Source organism: Pseudomonas phytophila (assembly GCF_025643095.1).
GTDB lineage: Bacteria > Pseudomonadota > Gammaproteobacteria > Pseudomonadales > Pseudomonadaceae > Aquipseudomonas > Aquipseudomonas quasicaspiana.
On record NZ_CP081201.1, the window covers coordinates 3,078,544 to 3,099,650 of the forward strand.

The 21,107-nt window shown below is 57.5% G+C and carries 13 protein-coding genes; 7 read left to right on the forward strand and 6 right to left on the reverse strand.

From position 1 onward, the window contains the following. Positions 1 to 12: 12 nt before the first annotated feature. Together K3169_RS13815 and K3169_RS13820 are read left to right on the forward strand one after the other, a co-directional pair. Positions 13 to 2,100 carry a putative bifunctional diguanylate cyclase/phosphodiesterase gene (locus K3169_RS13815; protein ID WP_263271965.1) on the forward strand — a complete coding sequence of 696 codons (2,088 nt, stop codon included), beginning with the start codon at positions 13 to 15 and terminating at the stop codon, positions 2,098 to 2,100. A 259-nt stretch (positions 2,101 to 2,359) separates the two neighbouring features. Beyond that, positions 2,360 to 3,106, forward strand: coding sequence for an SDR family oxidoreductase (locus tag K3169_RS13820; RefSeq protein ID WP_099268839.1), 747 nt, complete (start codon positions 2,360 to 2,362; stop codon positions 3,104 to 3,106). A gap of 5 nt (positions 3,107 to 3,111) precedes the next feature. Here K3169_RS13820 and mapR read toward each other — a convergent pair whose 3' ends face one another. Continuing rightward, complete coding sequence (mapR, locus tag K3169_RS13825; RefSeq protein ID WP_231677579.1) at positions 3,112 to 4,542, reverse strand: GntR family transcriptional regulator MpaR; 1,431 nt, start codon at positions 4,540 to 4,542, stop codon at positions 3,112 to 3,114. Between the two features lie 353 nt (positions 4,543 to 4,895). On the opposite strand from mapR, the gene K3169_RS13830 reads away from it, so the two are divergent. Next, positions 4,896 to 5,426: an MgtC/SapB family protein gene (locus K3169_RS13830; RefSeq protein WP_099268840.1), complete on the forward strand. Its 531-nt coding sequence runs from the start codon at positions 4,896 to 4,898 to the stop codon at positions 5,424 to 5,426. Positions 5,427 to 5,435: 9 nt separating this feature from the next. On the opposite strand, the gene K3169_RS13835 is transcribed toward K3169_RS13830, so the two are convergent. Further along, positions 5,436 to 5,612: a hypothetical protein gene (locus K3169_RS13835; RefSeq protein WP_164581897.1), complete on the reverse strand. Its 177-nt coding sequence runs from the start codon at positions 5,610 to 5,612 to the stop codon at positions 5,436 to 5,438. Positions 5,613 to 5,959: 347 nt separating this feature from the next. Here K3169_RS13835 and K3169_RS13840 point away from each other — a divergent pair, with 347 nt between their 5' ends. From K3169_RS13840 to glgB, 3 genes are read left to right on the forward strand one after another with little or no spacing between them, the layout of a single operon-like run. Beyond that, positions 5,960 to 7,987, forward strand: coding sequence for an alpha-1,4-glucan--maltose-1-phosphate maltosyltransferase (locus tag K3169_RS13840; protein WP_263271968.1), 2,028 nt, complete (start codon positions 5,960 to 5,962; stop codon positions 7,985 to 7,987). A gap of 12 nt (positions 7,988 to 7,999) precedes the next feature. After that, positions 8,000 to 11,323, forward strand: coding sequence for a maltose alpha-D-glucosyltransferase (gene treS / locus K3169_RS13845; protein ID WP_027897992.1), 3,324 nt, complete (start codon positions 8,000 to 8,002; stop codon positions 11,321 to 11,323). Continuing rightward, positions 11,323 to 13,554, forward strand: a complete 2,232-nt coding sequence (glgB, locus tag K3169_RS13850) for a 1,4-alpha-glucan branching protein GlgB (RefSeq protein WP_263271969.1) — start codon at positions 11,323 to 11,325, stop codon at positions 13,552 to 13,554. Before treS ends, glgB begins: the two co-directional genes overlap by 1 nt. 731 nt (positions 13,555 to 14,285) lie before the next feature. Here glgB and K3169_RS13855 read toward each other — a convergent pair. Both K3169_RS13855 and K3169_RS13860 read right to left on the reverse strand, forming a co-directional pair. Beyond that, complete coding sequence (locus K3169_RS13855) at positions 14,286 to 15,044, reverse strand: endonuclease/exonuclease/phosphatase family protein (protein ID WP_049827046.1); 759 nt, start codon at positions 15,042 to 15,044, stop codon at positions 14,286 to 14,288. Positions 15,045 to 15,150: 106 nt separating this feature from the next. Next, complete coding sequence (locus tag K3169_RS13860; protein WP_231677571.1) at positions 15,151 to 16,362, reverse strand: MFS transporter; 1,212 nt, start codon at positions 16,360 to 16,362, stop codon at positions 15,151 to 15,153. Between the two features lie 173 nt (positions 16,363 to 16,535). On the opposite strand from K3169_RS13860, the gene K3169_RS13865 reads away from it, so the two are divergent. Further along, entirely contained in the window at positions 16,536 to 17,663 is a 1,128-nt protein-coding gene (locus K3169_RS13865) for a lactonase family protein (RefSeq protein WP_263271970.1), read from the forward strand. Between the two features lie 212 nt (positions 17,664 to 17,875). On the opposite strand, the gene K3169_RS13870 is transcribed toward K3169_RS13865, so the two are convergent. Both K3169_RS13870 and K3169_RS13875 read right to left on the reverse strand, forming a co-directional pair. Then, on the reverse strand, positions 17,876 to 19,462 hold the full coding sequence (locus tag K3169_RS13870) for an ABC-F family ATPase (RefSeq protein WP_099268846.1): 1,587 nt from the start codon (positions 19,460 to 19,462) through the stop codon (positions 17,876 to 17,878). Between the two features lie 12 nt (positions 19,463 to 19,474). Beyond that, a complete protein-coding gene (locus K3169_RS13875) occupies positions 19,475 to 20,677 on the reverse strand; it encodes a site-specific integrase (protein ID WP_263271972.1) in 1,203 nt (400 codons plus the stop codon). Positions 20,678 to 21,107 lie beyond the last annotated feature (430 nt).

Here is a 21,107-nt window from a genome sequence, read left to right on the forward strand (position 1 = left end):
TCGCGGTCATCCATGCTGATTGGCAGTTACACCTCGTCGTTGGTTCTGGTTTCAGTTTTCGTCGCCATCCTCGCTTCCTACACCGCACTTGATCTCGCCGGGCGCATTGCATCCGCGAAAGGCCGGGCCGCTGCCTTCTGGATATCCGGCGGTGCCTGTTCCATGGGCGTTGGTATCTGGTCCATGCATTTTATTGGCATGCTCGCCTTTGACCTGCCTATAGAGCTGGCCTTCGATCTGCCCATCACGTCTCTGTCACTGCTGATTGCGGTCCTGTCTTCGGGGTTTGCGCTGTGGCTGGTCAGCCAGCCGCAGATGCCTCTGTCCGTGCTGGGCCTGGGGGCTTTGTTCATGGGCGCAGGCATCAGTGCCATGCACTACACCGGCATGGCCTCGCTTCGTATGTATCCCGGAATCACCTACGACCCCGCCACGGTGCTGGCCTCACTGGCTATTGCCGTTGCCGCTTCGGCCGCTGCACTCTGGATTGCCTTTCGCTTGCGCCGACAGACGCCCCATGTACGCCTGGCCCGTGGTGCAGCGGCGGTGGTGATGGGGATGGCCATTGTCGGCATGCATTACACCGGCATGGCGGCGGCAGGATTTTCCGAGGACAGCTACTGCGGCGCACTCGCTGACGGCATTCACTACAACGGCCTGTTCTCGCTGGTATTAGTGGGAAGTCTCGCGGTGCTGACCTTCACCTTGCTGACGTCGATACTCGATGCAAGGCTTGAGGCAAGGACTGCCGAGCTGTCGCAGTCCCTGATTCAGGTCAACCGTGAACTGCAGCATCTGGCCCTGCATGACACATTGACGGGGTTGCCGAATCGGGTGTTGCTGGCGGAACGGATCGAGGAGGCCATGCAGCGCGTTGACGCTAAAGGCGGGGGTTTCGCCCTGATGTTCATGGATCTGGATGGCTTCAAACCCGTCAACGACGCCTTTGGTCATCACGTTGGCGATCAACTGCTGCGGGATGTGGGTTTGCGTTTGCGGGCCAACCTGCATCGTCGGGATACTCTGGCGCGGATCGGTGGCGATGAGTTCGTTCTGCTGGTGGATGTGGAGGATATTCATGATGCGCCCTGTATCGCTGCACGTCAGGTCGATGTGATTGCACAGCCGTTTCATATCGCGGATCAACTGTTGCAGATATCCGTCAGCATTGGCATCGCGCTTTATCCAGGGTGCGGACAGACTCAGGAAGAGCTACTGATGAACGCCGATGCCGCGATGTACCACGCCAAGGCAGCGGGTAAAAATGGCTACAGCTTCTTTGATCCGAGTATGAATACCAACGCGCGCAATCAGTTGGAGCTGTTGCAGGAACTGCGTGTTGCGATCAAGTACAAGCATTTCAGTCTTTACTATCAACCCAAATTCGATGCTGTCAGCGGTGAGCCGGTGGGGGCCGAAGCGCTGTTGCGCTGGAATCACCCGCAAAAGGGGCTGCTGTTGCCCGATGCCTTCATGGGCCTGGCCGAAAAGACCGGGCTGATTGTCAGTATCGGTGAATGGGTACTGGACGAAGCCTGTCGCCAGATGCGTATCTGGGCGGACATGGGTTATGGCCACTGGCGTGTCGCGGTGAATCTTTCGACGCTTCAGTTCTGTCATTCCAGCCTTGTGGAAACCGTTGCCAAAGCGCTCGAACTGCACCGCTTGCCGGCCAATAACCTGACCCTGGAAATCACCGAAACCACGGCCATGAGCGACACTGAGGCGAGCATCAGCGTATTGCAAAAGTTATCGGAAATGGGCGTCGACCTGTCCATTGACGATTTCGGCACGGGCTATTCGAGCCTGATGTATCTCAAGCGACTGCCTGCCAATGAACTGAAGATTGATCGTGGCTTCGTTCGTGATCTTGAGCATGACAGTGACGATGCAGCGATCATCTCGGCCATCGTCGCAGTAGGGCAGGCGCTGAATCTGCGGATCGTTGCCGAAGGGATCGAGACGGACCGTCAGCAGAGTTTCCTGACGCGTCTGGGCTGTGATGCACTGCAGGGTTATCTGCTGGGCCATCCACAACCTGCCGAACGCTTCATGGCTGACATCCATGCGGCAAGAGGCGCTACCGTTCTGGCAGGCTGACTGGTAGTCTTCGAGCAATTTCTGACACCTCGCTGTCGCTAAGTAAACACGGACCCTGTAGGAGTGAGCTTGCTCGCGATTCGATTTCATGGTTAACGAATTTATCGCTTTAACTGACGCCATCGCGAGCAAGCTCACTCCTACAGGCCAATGGCTGCCTCAATGCAGCGCCGTGTCAGCTCTCACGGCAAATGCATTTCAATTCAGAGTACTGAGTTTCGTTTGATCAGCGTCATGCGTACCTCTACAGGAGACATTTATGGATAAAGTTCTCATCATCACCGGTGGCTCACGAGGTATCGGTGCCGCCACTGCATTGCTTGCCGCAGCACAAGGCTATCGAATCTGCATCAACTACCACTCCGATCATCAGGCCGCCGAAACGACCTGTGAGAAGGTCCGGGCCATGGGCGCTTCGGTGATGGCCGTTCAGGCTGACGTCAGCAATGAAGATGAAATCATTCGCCTGTTCGCCCGGGTCGATGCCGAGTTCGGGCCTGTGACCCATCTGGTCAACAACGCTGCAACAGTGGCCCATGCCTCTCGTGTCGAAGAACTGACCGAATTCCGTTTGCTGAAAATGATGATGACCAATGTGGTCGGTCCGATCCTGTGCAGCAAACACGCGCTGCTGCGCATGTCCCCGCGGCATGGCGGTAAAGGCGGCAGCATCGTCAATGTCTCCTCGGTCGCGTCGCGTCTTGGCTCCCCCGGTGAATACGTCGACTATGCAGCCTCCAAGGGCGCGCTCGACACCTTCACCACGGGCCTGGCTCGTGAAGTGGCAGGCGAGGGCATTCGCGTCAACGCCGTTCGACCGGGTTATATTTTCACTGACTTCCACGCCCTGAGCGGTGATCCCTACCGGGTCAGCAAACTGGAGTCCGGGATTCCCATGGGCCGTGGCGGCGTCGCCGAAGAAGTTGCTGAAGCCATCGTCTGGCTGCTGTCGGAAAAAGCTTCGTATGCAACCGGCACATTCATCGATCTGGGCGGCGGTCGCTGATCCGTTCAGTCCGCAAGCAGTGAGTGAATGATCCGTCCCAGGGTCTGCATGGCCTTATCCGACGCGTCGTTCCAGGCACCACCGTAGTTCAAGCGAATACAGTGACGAAAACGTCGGGTCGGAGAAAAGATCGGGCCCGGCGCGATGCTGATTCCCTGGGCCAGCGCTGTCTTGAATACCTGCAATGAATCGACTTGCTCTGGCAGCTCCAGCCACAGGAAGTAGCCGCCCTCTGGCCGACTGACTCTGGTCTGCGCCGGGAAGTAGCGCGCAATGGCACCCAGCATTGCCCGTTGCTGATCCTCAAGGGCGTAGCGCAATTTGCGCAAATGCCGGTCGTAACCGCCGTGCTGCAAGTAGTCCGCAATTGCCGCCTGGGCGGGCATCGATGCGCAGAGCGATGTCATCAGCTTCAGGCGTTCGATTTTCTGCGCATAGCGCCCGGCCGCCACCCAACCGATCCGGTAACCCGGCGCAAGGCTTTTGGCGAACGAACCGCAGTGCAACACCAGACCTTCCGTATCAAACGCTTTGGCAGGTCTGGGCGCGTGAGGACCGTAATACAGTTCCGCATAGACATCGTCTTCAATCAGCGGCACTTGATGTTCGCGCAACAGCTCTACCAACGCTTGTTTACGGGCTTGAGGTACCAGCGCGCCGGTGGGGTTCTGAAAGCTGGTCATGCACCAGCAGGCCTTGATGGGATGTCGTTGCAGTGTCTGCGCGAGGATGTCCAGGTCAATGCCGTCCCGAGGATGGACCGGAATTTCCACCGCCTTGAGTTTGAGGCGCTCCAGCACTTGCAAGCAGGCGTAAAAAGCCGGCGCTTCGATGGCAACCAGATCACCCGGCTCAGTGACGGCCTGCAGGCAAAGGTTCAGCGCTTCCAGTGCGCCGTTGGTGATCAGCAGTTCTTCCATGGGCAGTGTCAGCCCGCCAACCCTGTAACGCAGGGCAATCTGCTGCCGCAGTTGTGGATGGCCCGGAGACATGTCAGTGACCACCATCCGCGGGTCCATGTCCCGGCTGGCGCTGGCCAGTGATCGCGACAAGCGCTGCATGGGAAACAGCATCGGGCTGGGGAACGCTGAGCCAAAAGGCACTGTGTCCGGGTCTTTGATAGAGCTGAGCACCGAGAAGACCAGTTCGCTGACATCTACTTCAGTGGACTCGCCCACTTGAGCGTCCTTCAGCGGCTCATTGAAGCTGTGGCCGGGCTGATCCAGCGCCTTTGGGTTGACGAAATAACCGGAGCGGGGCCGGGCACTGATCAACCCGCGGCGCTCCAGCAGGTAATAGGCCTGGAACACGGTTGACGGGCTGATGCCGTGGGTCTGGCTCGCATAGCGTACCGACGGCACTCGCTGCCCGGGGGCCAGAACGCCAGTCCGGATCAGCTCGGCGATAGTATCGGCATACTTCTCGTAGCGCTTCATGGCGTCTCGCGGGCTCTGTTCGATCATGTCGGACGCTCATATCTACGGCTTGGCGGATAGCCATAGGGTGAGCGGCGGAGGGAATGGAGAACAGCGTCAGCTTAACGATAAAAAACCGGATCAGATAGCGGGTGACTGCTGCACTCTTGCAGAGTGCTGCTGTCCATTTCTGCACTTGAACCCTATTGCGACGAACGTGCAGCAGCGCGCCGACATTTGCGCCTGAAGCATGACATGCCCTTCTCCAGGAGCTGCCGAAGGCTGCGAAGCAATTATCCTGATACACCGCATCGCAGCCTTCGGCAGCTCCTACAGATTCGATATATGTCCGCTACACATTCCAAGGAGCAACAATGACCGCATGGTGGCAAGAAGTCTGGGTAACGCTGCAATCCGAATTCTCCGATATCACTGATGCCTCACAGTTGACCCGGATCACGGTTCGCCTCACGCTCGCGGCCTTGCTGGGCGGGATTCTGGGGTTTGAACGGGAACACAAGGGCAAAGCTGCCGGGGTACGTACGCACATGCTGGTGGCCATGGGGGCGGCTTTATTTGTCCTGGCTCCGCACATGGCGGGTGCTGATGACGCCGCGCTTAGCCGGGTCATTCAAGGCATCGTCGCGGGGATTGGCTTTCTGGGTGCCGGAACGATCCTAAAGGACCGCGCGCAACATACTGATCAGGTCAAGGGCCTGACCACGTCGGCAGGGTTGTGGATGACCGCCGCGATCGGAATCGCGGCGGGGATGGGGCGTGAGGCTACAGCGGTATTAAGTACCATCCTGGCGTTGGGAATCCTGAACCTGATGCCCATTGTCGTCGGCAAGATTGACCCGGCAGAAGACAATCCAGACAAAAAGGACGGTTCGGAAAAACCCTGATAAGCAAATCTATTCAGGGAAGTCCTCGCCCAACACAGCCGGTGGCTCGTTCGGTGGCGGGTCACCTATAGGGCCTGGCGTTACCTCGGGTGGAGTCGAGGGCGGCTCCTGATCGGGTGGCGGCTCAGGCAAGGCTGGATCATCGATCATCGGATCGGGGGTTTCAGCTGGGACAGGAATGCTCATTGGCGTCACCTCTACGTTTGGCAAATGCACAGGGGCAAGTGCGTTTTCAATATGACATTTTCTGGACACGCCTCTTTGGACCGCAGGTAATCACGGATGGCTCAAGCGATTAACAGGCGCGGCCCGGATCTGCGTCTAAGCTGACACACGGCATGTGTGCATCGACTGCAAACCTCTTTGAACTTTTCCCGTCCAGGACCGCTCGGAAACCAGTAGGCCGGATTCAGTCAGTTGACTGTGGCCGCTCAAAAATTCTTGCTCAGGTAGCCAGCGGTAAGGCGGCCTGACCATCGTCAATGCATGGATTGCACAGGAGCGTCCCCGTGGGGCGTGAGGAGTGATGCTCGATGAATGTGACCGCTGATCAGCCGTACGGCCCGGATTCCCTGGCCCGTGATGTTTCCAACCCGACTCGACCTCTACCTTTGACCCAAGCCCTTCAGCTGCCGCGGATCGTGATTGAAGACACGACTCCGGTTATTGAGGGTGGGTTGTTTGCTGTCAAAGGCATTATTGGTCAACCCGTGACAGTGACCAGCAAAGTGTATGCAGACGGCCACGACAAAATGGCCGTACATATCCGTTGGCGTTCTGTCACCGAGGACACTTGGCACAGCGCGCCCATGCAGGAACTGGGCAATGACAGCTGGACCGGTGAGTTCACGCCGACCAGCGTCAGCCGGTACATTTTCCGTCTCGAAGCGTGGATCGATCAGTTCGCCAGTTATCGCTATGAGCTTGAGAAGAAGTTTGGCGCGGGCGTTTCCATCGAGCTGGAATTGACTGAAGGCCGTATTCACCTTGAGCACGCTGCCGAACGTAGTTCCGGCGAGCTCAAGGCGCAAATTCTGGGTGTCTTGGGCGAGCTGGAAAAAGCTGAACCCGAAGCCCGCGTGGCGTTGCTGTTGAACAGCGAAACGTCGGCGCTGATGAGTCAGGCCGACAACCATGCGTTCCTCAGTCGCAGCATTGAGTTCCCGCTGGATGTAGAGCGCGAGTTGGCGCAATTTGCCAGTTGGTACGAGCTATTCCCGCGTTCGATTACTGATGATCCCGAACGCCACGGCACCTTCAACGATGTGCACAGCCGGTTGCCGACAATTCGTGACATGGGCTTCGATGTGCTGTATTTCCCGCCGATTCATCCCATCGGTCGTTCCCATCGTAAAGGTCCTAACAACTCCCTGACGGCTGGTCCGGATGATCCCGGCAGTCCGTATGCCATCGGCAGTGAGGACGGCGGCCATGACGCGATACACCCACAACTGGGCAGCCGCGAGGATTTCCGAAATCTGGTGGCTGCTGCGGCCGAGCACGGTCTGGAAATCGCCCTTGATTTCGCCATTCAGTGCTCTCAGGACCACCCGTGGCTCAAGCAGCATCCGGGCTGGTTCACCTGGCGTCCGGACGGCACTATCCGCTACGCGGAGAATCCGCCGAAGAAGTACCAGGACATCGTTAACGTCGATTTCTATGCGCCTGATGCGATTCCGAGCCTGTGGCTGGAATTGCGCGATGTCGTGTTGGGCTGGGTCGAGGAGGGTGTGAAAATCTTCCGTGTCGACAATCCCCATACCAAGCCTTTGCCATTCTGGCAGTGGATGATTGATGACGTCCGCAGCCAGCATCCGGATGTAATGTTCCTTGCGGAAGCCTTCACCAAGCCAGCGATGATGGCTCGGTTGGGCAAGGTCGGTTATTCCCAGAGCTACACTTATTTCACCTGGCGCAACACCAAGGCCGAGCTGTCGGAGTACTTCACCGAGCTTAACCAGGCCCCTTGGCGTGATTGCTACCGGCCGAATTTCTTCGTCAACACCCCCGATATCAATCCGCACTTTTTGCACGAGTCCGGGCGTGCCGGATTCCTCATCCGCGCTGCGTTGGCAACCATGGGTTCGGGTCTGTGGGGCATGTATTCCGGCTTCGAATTGTGTGAGTCGGCGCCAGTGCCGGGCAAGGAAGAGTATCTGGATTCCGAGAAGTACCAGTTGCGCCCTCGGGATTACACCGCGCCGGGCAATATCATTGCCGAGATCGCGCAGCTCAATCGCATTCGCCGTCAGAACCCGGCATTGCAAAGCCATCTGGGCCTGAAGCTGTACACGGCCTGGAATGACAATATTCTGTACTTCGGCAAACGCAGTGCTGACGGCAGCAACTTTGTGCTGGTTGCCGTCAATCTTGATCCATTCAATGCGCAGGAAGCGCATTTCGAATTACCCCTGTGGGAAATGGGTTTACCCGATGATGCGGCCACTTCCGGTGAGGATTTGATGACCGGACACCGCTGGACCTGGTATGGAAAGACCCAGTTCATGCGTCTCGATCCTTCGTACCAGCCTTTCGGCATCTGGCGTATCCAGTCCAATTAACAGGGAATGACCATGGCAAAGAAACCCAAGAGCGCGGCCTTTATCAAGGACCCGCTCTGGTACAAAGATGCAGTGATCTATCAGGTCCATGTGAAGTCGTTTTACGATTCCAACAACGACGGCATCGGTGACTTTCCAGGGCTTATTTCCAAGCTGGATTACATCGCCGAACTGGGCGTGAACACCATCTGGTTGCTGCCGTTTTATCCGTCGCCGCGGCGTGATGACGGCTATGACATTGCTGAATACAAAGGGGTGCACAGTGATTACGGCACCATGGCTGACGCGAAGAAATTCATCGCCGAGGCGCACAAACGTGGTTTGCGGGTTATTACCGAACTGGTGATCAACCACACCTCGGATCAGCACCCGTGGTTTCAGAAGGCTCGAAAGGCCAAGAAGGGTTCCAAGGCACGAGACTTCTATGTCTGGTCTGATACCGACGACAAGTACGACGGCACGCGGATCATTTTTCTCGATACCGAGAAGTCCAACTGGACCTGGGATCCGGTCGCTGAGCAGTATTTCTGGCACCGTTTCTATTCCCACCAGCCGGATCTGAATTTCGATAACCCGCAGGTTATGGAAGCAGTGCTGGACGTGATGCGTTATTGGCTGGATATGGGTATTGATGGCCTGCGTCTGGATGCGATTCCGTACCTGATCGAGCGCGATGGCACCAACAACGAAAATCTGCCTGAAACCCACACGGTGCTTAAGCAGATTCGTGCCGAGATCGACGCCAACTATCCGGATCGTATGCTTCTGGCAGAGGCCAACCAGTGGCCGGAAGACACCCAGCTGTATTTTGGCGACACCAAGGGTGACAACGGCGACGAATGTCATATGGCGTTTCACTTCCCGTTGATGCCGCGCATGTACATGGCGCTGGCTCAGGAAGACCGCTTTCCGATTACAGATATTCTGCGCCAGACCCCGGAAATTCCGGCCAACTGCCAGTGGGCGATCTTCCTGCGCAACCACGATGAATTGACCCTGGAAATGGTCACTGATCGTGAGCGTGATTACCTGTGGAATTACTACGCCGCGGATCGTCGCGCCCGGATCAATCTGGGCATTCGTCGTCGTCTCGCACCGCTGATGCAGCGCGATCGCCGCCGCGTCGAACTGCTCAACAGCATGCTGCTGTCGATGCCAGGTACGCCGACGTTGTACTACGGCGACGAGATTGGCATGGGCGACAACATCTACCTCGGTGACCGGGACGGGGTGCGCACGCCGATGCAGTGGACCATCGACCGCAATGGCGGCTTCTCGCGCGCCGATCCGGCGAGCCTGGTGCTGCCACCGATCATGGACCCGCTGTACGGCTTTCAGTCGGTCAACGTCGAGACCCAGAACAGTGATCCGCATTCGCTGCTGAACTGGAACCGGCGCATGCTGGCCGTGCGCAAACAGCAGAAGGCGTTCGGGCGTGGCGTGCTGAAAATGCTGTCGCCGAGTAACCGACGCATCCTGGCTTATACCCGTGAGTACACCGGAGCGGATGGCAAGACCGAGATCATTCTGTGCGTCGCCAACATGTCCAGCGCGTCCCAGGCGGCCGAGCTGGAGCTTTCTGCCTACGCGGGCACGGTGCCCGTGGAAATGCTCGGCGGCAGTGCCTTTCCGCCTATTGGTCAATTGAATTATCTGTTGACGTTGCCGCCTTACGGCTTCTATTGGTTCTTGCTGGCCGCAGAAAACCAGATGCCTTCCTGGCATGTGGAACCTGCGCAAAGCATCCCGGATTTCCCCACTATGGTCCTGAAAAAACGCCTCGAAGAATTGCTCGACGAACCTTTGCGCACGGTGATGGAACAGAATTCACTGGCGCAGTACCTGCCCAAGCGTCGCTGGTTTGCGGCCAAGGACAAAGCCATCGACAAAGTACACATCGCTTATGCAGTGCGTTTTGGCGACGCCGCGCATCCGGTGTTATTGAGCGAAATCGAAGTCACCGCGGGCGACCATCACGCACGTTACCAGTTGCCGTTTGGCATGCTGGCTGAAGACGATATCAGCAGCGCCTTGCCTCAGCAGTTGGCTCTGGCTCGCGTGCGTCGAGGTCGTCAGGTGGGTTTGGTCACCGATGCATTCACACTGGAAACCTTTATTCGTGCGGTGGTACACGGCATGCAAGTGCAGACCGTGCTGCCTAGCAGTGAAGGGGAGTTGCGTTTCGAGCACACCTCTCAACTGCAGCCGCTGGGTCTTGGCAGTGAATCTGAAGTTCGCTACCTGTCGGCCGAGCAGTCCAACAGTTCCGTGGTCGTCGGCAGCAGCCTGGTGCTGAAGATGATTCGCCGGGTCAACCCGGGCATCCATCCGGAGCTGGAGATGGGCGCTTATCTGACCAACGCCGGTTACAAATACATCTCGCCATTGCTGGGCTCCGTGGTGCGCGTCGGCAACGATGGTCAGCATCACTTGCTGATGATTGCACAGGGTTATCTGAGCAACCAGGGCGATGCGTGGGAATGGACGCAGAACAATCTGGAACGGGCTGTTCGCGATGAGATGTCCCACGGTATTTCCGGCCAGGAGCAGCACTACAACGCGCTGCTGGAACTGGAGGATTTCGCGGGCAATCTCGGCAAGCGTCTGGGTGAGATGCACCAGGTTTTGGCGGCGTCCACCGACAACCCGGACTTTGCTGTGGAAGTCACCAGTGTCAAAGACAGCCAGGCTTCCGGTAAAAGCGTCACTGCTCAAATGGAACACGCGCTGAAGTTGCTGGAGCAGAACAAAGCGGCGCTGGAGCCGGTGGATCAGCAACTGGTCAGTGATTTGCTGGCCAACCGCAAGAAGGTGCTGGCCCACGTGCAAGCGTTGGCCAAGCGTTCGGTGGGTGGTCTGCGCATCAGGGTTCACGGTGATCTGCACCTCGGGCAAGTATTGGTGGTCAAAGGCGACGCTTACCTGATCGATTTCGAAGGTGAGCCGGCGCGATCTGTTGAGGAGCGACGTGCCAAATACAGTCCGTTCAAGGATGTCAGCGGCGTGCTGCGTTCCTTTGATTACGCGGCGGCCATGGCCGTACGCAGCGCACAAAGCGTCGACACGTCGCCGGAGGCCGCAGAGGCGCGCCGCCGTGTGGCTGAAACTTATTTGAACCAGGCCCGTGCTGCCTTCATCGAAGGTTATGGTTCGGCCACTGCCGGACTGGCCCATGCCTGGAAAGACGCCAAGGGTGAAAAAGCAGCGCTTGAGTTGTTCACTCTGGAAAAAACCGCTTATGAAGTAGTCTACGAAGCTGAAAACCGCCCGACCTGGTTGTCCGTGCCGTTGCAAGGTTTGCGTGGTCTGCTCAATCTGTCTGATGGAGAGTCTTGATGAATGCGCCTGACAAAACTGGTGCGGGTCTGCAACTGATGCCCGCTGCCGTAGACATGGATGCATTGATCCGTGCCGAACACCGTGATCCGTTCTCGATCCTGGGCCCACATGGCGATGGTGCCAACGGGCAGATTATCCGGGCTTATCTGCCCGCAGCGTTGAGCGTGACAGTGCTTGCCCGTGAAGGCGGGCATGAGCTGGGCGCGCTGGAAATGAGCGAGGTGCCGGGCTTTTTTGTCGGGCGCTTTCCTGACGTCCAGCCCTACCTGTTGAAGATCAACTGGGCGGGCGGTGAGCAGATCACTGAAGACCCTTACAGCTTTGGCCCGCTGCTGGGCGAGATGGACTTGTACCTGTTTGCCGAGGGTAATCACCGCGATCTGAGCAGTTGCCTGGGCGCGCAAGTGACCACGGTCGAAGGCGTTCAAGGGGTGCGCTTTTCGGTTTGGGCACCTAACGCCAGACGCGTCTCGGTGGTCGGCAGCTTCAACAATTGGGACGGTCGCCGTCACCCAATGCGCTTGCGCCATCCTACCGGCGTCTGGGAAGTGTTCGTTCCCCGACTGCAACCGGGTGAGCTGTACAAGTTCGAGATTCTGGGCGCTCACGGGATTCTGCCACTCAAGTCTGACCCAATGGCGTTGGCAACCACTCTGCCACCGGATACCGCGTCCAAAGTGTCGGCACCGCTGCACTTTGAATGGCACGACAACGACTGGCTGCAATCCCGTGGCGACCGTCACGGTGCTAACGCGCCGTTGTCGATCTACGAGCTGCACGCCGGTTCTTGGCAGATGGAGCAGAACGACGAAGGCCAATGGCGTCAGTACAACTGGCGTGAGCTGGCAGATCGCCTGATTCCGTATGTGAAGGAGCTGGGCTTCACGCATATCGAATTGATGCCGATCATGGAGCATCCGTTCGGTGGTTCGTGGGGCTATCAACTGCTGGCGCAATTTGCCCCGACGTCGCGCTACGGTTCGCCCGAAGATTTCGCTGCGTTCGTCGATGCCTGTCACCAGGCCGAGATCGGTGTGATCCTGGACTGGGTGCCTGCACACTTTCCTACCGACACCCACGGTCTGGCGCAATTTGACGGCACGGCACTGTATGAGTACGCCAACCCGCAGGAAGGCTTCCATCAGGACTGGGACACCCTGATCTACAACCTGGGCCGCACTGAAGTGCACGGCTTCATGCTGGCGTCCGCACTGCACTGGCTCAAGCATTACCACATCGATGGTCTACGCGTGGATGCTGTGGCCTCGATGCTGTATCGCGATTATTCGCGTAAAGCCGGGGAGTGGGTGCCTAACCGTTTCGGCGGTCGCGAAAACCTGGAAGCCATTGATTTCCTGCGCCACCTCAATGACGTGGTCGCGCTGGAAGCACCGGGTACGCTGGTCATTGCCGAAGAATCCACCGCATGGCCAGGTGTCAGTCAGAGCACCCAACAGGGCGGTCTTGGCTTTGCCTACAAGTGGAACATGGGCTGGATGCACGACACGCTGCATTACATCCAGCAGGACCCGATCCATCGCGCCCATCACCACGGCGAGCTGAGTTTCGGTCTGATGTACGCCTGGTCGGAGAAATTCATCCTGCCGATTTCCCACGATGAAGTGGTGCACGGCAAGCATTCCCTGATCGACAAAATGCCCGGTGATCGCTGGCAGAAATTCGCCAACCTGCGCGCCTACCTGACGTTCATGTGGACCCATCCGGGCAAGAAACTGTTGTTCATGGGCTGCGAGTTCGGTCAGTGGCGCGAATGGAACCACGACGAACAGCTGGACTGGTACTTGCTGCAGTACGCCGAGCACATTGGCGTGAAAAAGCTGGTGAGCGATCTCAACCGTGTGTACCGCCAAGAGAAGGCGCTGCACGAGCGTGATACCGAGCCAATGGGCTTTCAGTGGTTGATCGGCGATGACGCTGCCAATAGCGTGTTTGCGTACATGCGCTGGAGCAAGGAGGGCGAGCCGCTGCTGGTGGTAGCCAACCTGACACCGGTACCGCGTGAGGGCTATCGCGTGGGCGTGCCGTTCGGCGGCAACTGGACTGAGCTGCTCAATAGCGATGCTGAAATGTATGCAGGTTCGAACCTGGGTAATGGCGGCGGCGTGCACACGGACGAGGTCAAGAGCCATGGCCAGCCAGTGTCACTTTCGCTGAATCTTCCGCCGTTGGCGGTGTTGATTCTCAAGCCTAAGGCGAGTGAGGGGTAATCGCATAATCTGAAAGACCGCGCTGCACTTATCGCGGGTAAGCACCGCTCCCACAGATGGACCTCGATCTCCTGTGGAAGTGGTGCTTGCCCGCAATGCAGACGCTGCGGTGTTGCAGTTGAACCGAGTCGTCCATATCGCGGGCAAGCCCAGCTCCCACAGGGTTATTTGCCGGCTGCGCGATAGCATCCTGCGAAGTACGCCGTCGCTGGCCAACTTTGCTTCGGCAGGTGTTGGCTTGTGGGAGCCGGGCTTGCCCGCGATGCAGACGCTGCGATTTTGCAGTTGAACCGAGTCGTCCATATCGCGGGCAAGCCCAGCTCCCACAGGGTTATGGGCTGGCTGCGCGATAGCGACCTCTGAAGTATGCCGTCGTTGGCCAACTTTGCCTCGGCAGGTGCTCGCTTTCACTTGTGGGAGCCGGGCTTGCCCGCGATGCAGACGCTGCGATGTTGCAGGTGAACCTAGTTGCCCATATCGCGGGCAAGCCCAGCTCCTATCAAACAAAATATAACTATCTGATTTAGAATGCTTTTTACTGTAGGAGTGAGCTTGCTCGCGATAGCTCCAGTGCAGGCAATATATTCATCGACTGACAGGCCGAATCGCGAGCAAGCTCACTCCTACAGGGTAGGTGTTTGCTGCGCGACAGCGTGGTGTCAGGGACACCGGGGCGACTCCCACAGAGTTATGGGCTGGCTGCGCTACAACCTATTTTCAGACGTTCGCAGTTACAGATGCACTTCAACCGCTAAAGGCAGATGGTCAGAGAGGTGCGTCCAGGGCTTGTTACCTAGAATCCTCGGCTCATGACTGCTCGCATTGCGCAGGTAAACCCGGTCCAGACGCAGCATCGGGAAGCGTGCCGGATAAGATTTGGCCAGCGCGCCGTGATGACGTTCGAACACTTCGTGCAGATACTCACAGCGGGCAAGGCGCTTGTTGCCGCGCAGTTGCCAATCATTGAAATCCCCCGCGATGATCACCGGCGCATGACTGGGCAGTGAATCCAGCAACTTGCACAGCAGGTCGAGCTGCAATTGCCGATGACTTTCAAGAAGACTCAGGTGCACGCAGATCGCATGGACTTCATCGTGGCCGGGCACTTGCAACACGCAGTGCAGCAGGCCTCGGCGCTCGGGACCGGTGATGGAAATATCCAGATTGCGATGCTGCAGGATCGGGTATTTCGAGAGTATGGCGTTGCCATGGTGACCGTCGGGGTACACCGCGTTGCGACCGTAAGCGAAGTCGCTCCACATACTGTCAGCGAGGAACTCGTAATGTGACGTTTCTGGCCAGTCAGCGTGTCGCGACGCGTGGCGCTCATGGCTACCCAGCACTTCCTGAAGAAACACCAGATCAGCACTGGTGCTGCGCACGGCTTCGCGTAGTTCGGGGAGGATGAAACGTCGATTGAGCGCAGTGAAGCCTTTGTGCGTATTCACCGTGAGCACGCGCAAGCGATGAATATCGGGAATATCACTCATGTCCATGATGTCGGCGCTTACGCCAGCTGGGTCAGGGGGCACGCGGATGCTCCTATAAACGGGGTATGTAGATCGGACTGGTGCGTGATGCTCCAGTTCATCTTTTTTATGCCCCGCTAACCCTGACCTGCGCGCGTCGCGACAGCAGTACCGTCAGGCCCAGCCCGCCAATTGAAAGCAGTGAAGCGAAGAAGAAAATCCACGAATAACCCAGTCCCAAAGCAATCGCGCCCATGATGGGCCCGGCGATGGCCAGCGCCAGATCAAAGAACACAGCGTAAGCACTCAGCCCGGCGCTACGGCTGCTGGACGGCACTTGCTTGATCGCTTCGACGCCCAGCGCAGGATAAACCAGCGATAGCCCGAGACCGGTCAGACCGGCACCGGTCAAGGCGAATGTCGTGTTGGGCGACACCCAGAGCAGCACCAGTCCCAGAGTTTCGACGCCCATACATAGGATGGCCGAGGTGAAGCCGCCGAGTCGATTGATCGCGCCGATGAACAACAGCCGCGCGGCGATGAAGCACACACCGAATACACTCAGACACCAGGCTGCACCTTCCCATCCGCGGCTGACATAAAACAGGGTGATAAACGTAGTCATCGTGCCGTAGCCAATCGACGCCAGGGTCAGACTCAGCCCGTAAGGTGCAATCCGGCCAAACACCGACCAGAAGGGCAGGCGCTCGCCCTTGATCACCGGCGGTGCCGTTTGTTTTCGGATGACCAACAATGACAGGGAGGCCATCACCGTCAACGCGATACCGAGGGTGAAGAAGCCCAGCTCATGGCTCATGAGGTAGCCCAACGGCGCGCCGATGGCGATGGCGCCGTAGGAGGCGATACCGTTCCAGGAAATCGCCCGTGCCGTATGCTCCGGACCCACCTTGCCGATGCACCAGCTGATGCTGCCCACGCCGATCAGGCCTTGCGAGACCCCCAGGAACAGCCGGGAGACGATCAGAATAGTCAGGCTGACTTCAGGCAGGTGTTCGAGCAGCGCTGCGGCCAGGGTCAAAACGCCGCTGATCGCGATACCGGACATGCCGTACACCACGGCGAGCTTGGTGCCGATGGTGTCGCATATCTTGCCTGCCGTTGGGCGGCTGAGCAGGGTGGCCAGGTATTGGGAGCCGATCACAAGGCCCGCAACGACTGCGCTGAAGCCTAGCTGGTCATGCACATAACCGGGCAACACCGCGATCGGCAAGCCGATACAGAGGAAGGCAACGAAGGTGTAGAAAACCACTGAAACGATTTGCAGGGTGATCGTCATGGAACTGGGCTGTGCAACGGGCGGCGGGGAGGCAGCAGACATTGGGCTCTTTCGCTGGCAGGCGGTAGGGAGTGACCACATCATGGCCTTGCACGCAAACAAATGAAAGCATGCTAACGATGTAAAGGCGCAACAATTTGTAAAACAGTAATTGCTGGAACTCTCAGGTGGTCATAGGATGACTGACCACAATCATAAAAACAAAGGATCCTCCTGTGAGCAAACCTCTTCTCATGGCTGCGGCCGTTATCTGCGGATTAAGCATGAACGCCAATGCGTCAACCTTCGCTTATATCTCAAGCCCTGTCGACGGAATGATTTCCCAATACAGTCTGGATGAAGCCAGCGGGAAGCTGAACCTGGTGGAGCAGACAAAGGCAGGAGACATGGTCAATCCAATGGCCATCAGTCCGGACGGGAAAGTGTTGTACGCCGCGTTGCGGGTCAAACCTTTTCAGGTAGTGGGCTTCAGCATTGACCCCAAAAACGGGCACTTGACTGAACTGTCCCGGGGCCCGCTGGCTGAAAGTCTGGCTTATCTGTCGACTGATCGCAGCGGCCGCTTCCTGATGGGGGCTTCTTATGGGGCTGATGCCATTACCGTGCAGGCCATCGACGAAGCGAAAAAGCCCGACGAAAAAATTCAGACCTACAAAACCGGCCCGCACGCCCACTCGGTCCGCACCGATCCCAGCAACCGCTTTGCTTACGCCGGCAACCTCGGTGCTGATCACGTGCTGCAATACCGACTGGACGACAAGACCGGAGCGCTCGCTCCGATAGGCACTGGTTTTGTCAGCGTTCCCGCGAAAACCGGCCCGCGGCATCTGGCGTTCTCCAGCGACGGCAAGTTTCTGTTTGTCGACGGTGAGATGAGCGGCACCGTCACTGCGTTTTCCATTGACGACAAGACCGGCGCACTGACTCAAGTCGCCCAGGCCAGCGGCATTCCAGAGCGTCTGAAACTGGCCCATGGTGAAGTGCGGGATGCGAGCAACAACGACCTGAAGGATGACCCGACGCCACGCATCTGGGCGGCTGATCTGCGTTTGTCGCCAGACGGCAAGCTGCTGCTCATGACTGAGCGCACCACCAGTTCGGTATCGGCCTTCGCGGTCGATGGTGCAACCGGTGCACTGACCTTTCTCGATAACTACCCAGTGGAAGAGAAACAGCCACGTAACATTGCTTTCTCGCCAAACGGCAAGTGGTTACTGGTAACCGGTGAAAAATCCGACAAGGTGGGCGTTTACGGGGTAGGCGACAAAGGCGCACTGAAGCGCGTCAGCGAAGCAGAGTCGGGCAAAGGCGCGTTGTGGATTGAAGTGCTGCAGATCAAGTAGAGCAGAGCTGGAAATAAAAAAGCCCGGTCAGATTGACCGGGCTTTTTGCGTTTTGAGGCTGTGTGCAAGCCCTCGGAACTGTAGTGCTATCCCGGTAGGAGCGAACTTGTTCGCGAAGCGCTATTCCAGTAACAGCCTTGCTGCCTGACACTCCGCCTCGCCAACAAGTTGGCTCCTACCGGTTTCGCAAGCTCAGAAATTAAGCAGCCTTATCAGAACACCACACCCTGGCTACGCAGGTAGTCATCGTAGGTGCCGCTGAAGTCGGTTACGCCGTCCGGGCTCAGCTCGATGATGCGGGTGGCCAGTGAGGAAACGAACTCACGGTCATGGCTGACGAAGATCAGCGTGCCCGGATAGTTTTCCAGCGCCAGGTTCAGCGCTTCAATGGATTCCATGTCCAGGTGGTTGGTCGGTTCGTCCATGATCAGCACGTTTGGCTTTTGCAGGATCAGCTTGCCGAACAGCATGCGGCCTTGCTCACCACCGGAAATCACCTTCACCGACTTCTGGATCTCGTCGTTGGAGAACAGCATGCGCCCCAAGGTCCCGCGGATCATCTGCTCGCCCTGAGTCCACTGGCCCATCCAGTCAAACAGCGTGACATCGTTTTCGAAGTCGTGAGCGTGATCCTGAGCGTAGTAACCCAGTTCTGCCGCGTCGGTCCACTTGATGCTACCGGCGTCCGGAGTCAGCTCGCTGACCAGGGTGCGAAGCAGGGTGGTCTTGCCGATACCGTTCGGGCCGATGATCGCCACGCGTTCGCCAGCTTCAACCTGGAAGCTGAAGTCCTTGAACAGAGGCTTGCCGTCGAAGCCTTTAGCCATGCGCTCGACGATGACCGCCTGACGGTGCAGCTTCTTGGTTTGTTCGAAACGAATGAACGGGCTGACACGGCTCGAAGGCTTGACTTCGGCCAGCTGGATCTTGTCGATTGCCTTGGCGCGGGAGGTGGCCTGCTTGGCTTTCGAGGCGTTCGCCGAGAAGCGGCTGACGAACGATTGCAACTCGGAAATCTGTGCTTTCTTCTTGGCGTTGTCTGACAGCAGTTGCTCGCGGGACTGGGTCGCCACGGTCATGTACTCGTCGTAGTTGCCCGGGAACAGGCGCAGCTCGCCGTAATCCAGGTCAGCCATGTGGGTGCACACGCTGTTCAGGAAGTGACGGTCGTGAGAGATGATGATCATCAGGCTGTTACGCTGGGTCAGGATGTTTTCCAGCCAGCGAATGGTGTTGATGTCCAGGTGGTTGGTCGGTTCGTCGAGCAACAGCACTTCAGGATCGGAGAACAGTGCCTGAGCCAGCAGCACGCGCAGTTTCCAGCCCGGCGAAACTTCGCTCATCGGGCCGTTGTGCTGCTCGATTCCGATACCCAGACCCAGCAGCAATTCACCGGCACGGGATTCGGCGGTATAGCCGTCCATTTCCGCGAATTCGGTTTCCAGTTCGGCGACAGCCATGCCGTCTTCTTCGGTCATTTCCGGCATCGAGTAGATGCGGTCACGCTCTGCCTTGACCTTCCACAGCTCTTCGTGGCCCATGATCACGGTATCGATCACGGTAAATTCTTCGTAGGCGAACTGGTCCTGACGCAATTTACCCAGACGCACATTCGGCTCGAGCATCACTTGCCCACCAGAAGGCTCCAGATCGCCGCCCAGGATCTTCATGAAGGTGGATTTACCGCAGCCGTTGGCGCCGATGAGGCCGTAACGGTTACCGGCACCAAACTTGACCGAGACGTTCTCGAACAAGGGTTTGGCGCCGAACTGCATGGTGATATTCGCTGTGGAGATCAATTACCTTACCTTTCAATTAGTTACGCGGCTCTGGTTTGTGCCTTGGACCAACTCTGGACCAATATTAAGCTTTTCCATCTCACCCCAATCGCCACTTGAGCTAAGCCAGCGCGCATATGTCGAGAGCAGCATCTGGACTGAGTGTCCGAGCTGTTGGGCGATAAAAGAGGGATTCATTCCAGACATTATGCATATTGTCGCATAAGTGTGACGACAGTTGTACGGCGGGCGATGTCGCACCCCCAATTTCATGAGCGTAGGAATCCATTGCTTATGAAGGTCGGAGGTCTGGCGGATGTGCACAGTGTTCTTTGACGGGGGGAAGCAGTACGGGAAGTCCTTTAGCTTGCCTTTCCCATTTTTCCTGCGTTCCAGATAGGATTGTGCAAAGCGAAGAGCATGAATTGCCCGATCGTTAAGCAGTACGTAGCGGTTTTTTCGTGTCTTGGTGCGCTCCTTGATCTCGCCCCGTACGATTACTCTGCATACGCGGGCCTGGCGTTTTTCGAAATCAATCTCGTCCCAACGCAGCGCGATGACTTCCTGAAGTCGCATGCCGGTGAAAAAAGCAAACTCGAAGAACGCCGCATAAATGTGGCTGGGCCAATGCTCGGCATCGTACAGGCTGGCGATAATCTGGTTGGCCTCTTCTATGGTCAGTGGGTCAGGGTTGGGTGCCTTCCGCTTTGGCATGTCCAGAAGCTCGGCCGGGTTTTTGTCCAGCAGATCCTCGCGAACGGCATCATCCAAAATGGTTTTCAGTTTGGTGATCGCGTTACGCTTCACTCCTTGTGAGAACCAATCAATTTTGCCAATGATGCGCCTGAGCATCATGGTGGTAATGGTGCTGACCGGAGTCAGCACCAAGTGAGGCATCCAGTACAAATTCATGGTGCCCACATAGTTGCTGCGTGCACCTTCCTCGATCTCTCTCCCATCAAGCCAGAGCTGGACGTATTCGCCGAATAGAACTGTCGCATCGGCAGCAATCGCCGAGTCAGGAAAAAGCTCGGCGTATTTTTGGTCCGTCATCAGGCCATGCTTGATCAGCCCGACTACTTGATCTCTAAAACGGGTGGCAGCCTGGATCCCGGCTTTCGTGGGGGGATACGTGAGCGTTTCGGAGCAACGCCTCCCGTTCCAACTGAACCTGAAACGGAATGTCTCCCCCCTGAGATCAAGCCCGGCGGGGAGACCCATAGACTTTCTAGCCATTCGTCATATCTCCTGACGCTGTAAATGATGTGGTTTCCGATCTTGTTCCAGATGCCATTGGGTATTTGCCCGCGACTACGCCTTGCCTGGAGTGCTTTAACGGTCGTACCGAGGCGGTCGGCCATTTGCTTCTCGGTGAGTTTGTCCGGTTCTGGTAAGTCGCTGATTTTCTGTTGGGCGGCCATGATTGCGTCCTCGTTGGTCTGGAGGCGTGCTGCTCCAAGCCGCCCTATGGCGGCAGAAGGGGTTAGGGTTTAGCGATCTTGTTCCAGCCGCCACGACGATGTGTTTCGTGGTACGTATCCACTCCGCGATGCCGTCCATGGCTTAAACGACAGATTGTGCAAGTCCGGCAGTCACCGAAATCGCCGTACTTAACAGCCTCGAACCTTGTCCATCGATGCCCGAAAGGCTTACAAATTAAAAATCG

Coding starts and splice junctions, on each gene's coding strand:
- K3169_RS13820 (WP_099268839.1), top strand. CDS start 2,360: ATGGATAAAGTTCTCATCATCACCGGTGGCTCACGAGGTATCGGTGCC.
- treS (WP_027897992.1), top strand. CDS start 8,000: ATGGCAAAGAAACCCAAGAGCGCGGCCTTTATCAAGGACCCGCTCTGG.
- K3169_RS13835 (WP_164581897.1), bottom strand. CDS start 5,612: ATGAGCATTCCTGTCCCAGCTGAAACCCCCGATCCGATGATCGATGAT.
- K3169_RS13830 (WP_099268840.1), top strand. CDS start 4,896: ATGACCGCATGGTGGCAAGAAGTCTGGGTAACGCTGCAATCCGAATTC.
- K3169_RS13875 (WP_263271972.1), bottom strand. CDS start 20,677: ATGGCTAGAAAGTCTATGGGTCTCCCCGCCGGGCTTGATCTCAGGGGG.
- K3169_RS13855 (WP_049827046.1), bottom strand. CDS start 15,044: ATGAGTGATATTCCCGATATTCATCGCTTGCGCGTGCTCACGGTGAAT.
- K3169_RS13815 (WP_263271965.1), top strand. CDS start 13: ATGCTGATTGGCAGTTACACCTCGTCGTTGGTTCTGGTTTCAGTTTTC.
- mapR (WP_231677579.1), bottom strand. CDS start 4,542: ATGAAGCGCTACGAGAAGTATGCCGATACTATCGCCGAGCTGATCCGG.
- K3169_RS13860 (WP_231677571.1), bottom strand. CDS start 16,362: ATGTCTGCTGCCTCCCCGCCGCCCGTTGCACAGCCCAGTTCCATGACG.
- glgB (WP_263271969.1), top strand. CDS start 11,323: ATGAATGCGCCTGACAAAACTGGTGCGGGTCTGCAACTGATGCCCGCT.
- K3169_RS13840 (WP_263271968.1), top strand. CDS start 5,960: ATGAATGTGACCGCTGATCAGCCGTACGGCCCGGATTCCCTGGCCCGT.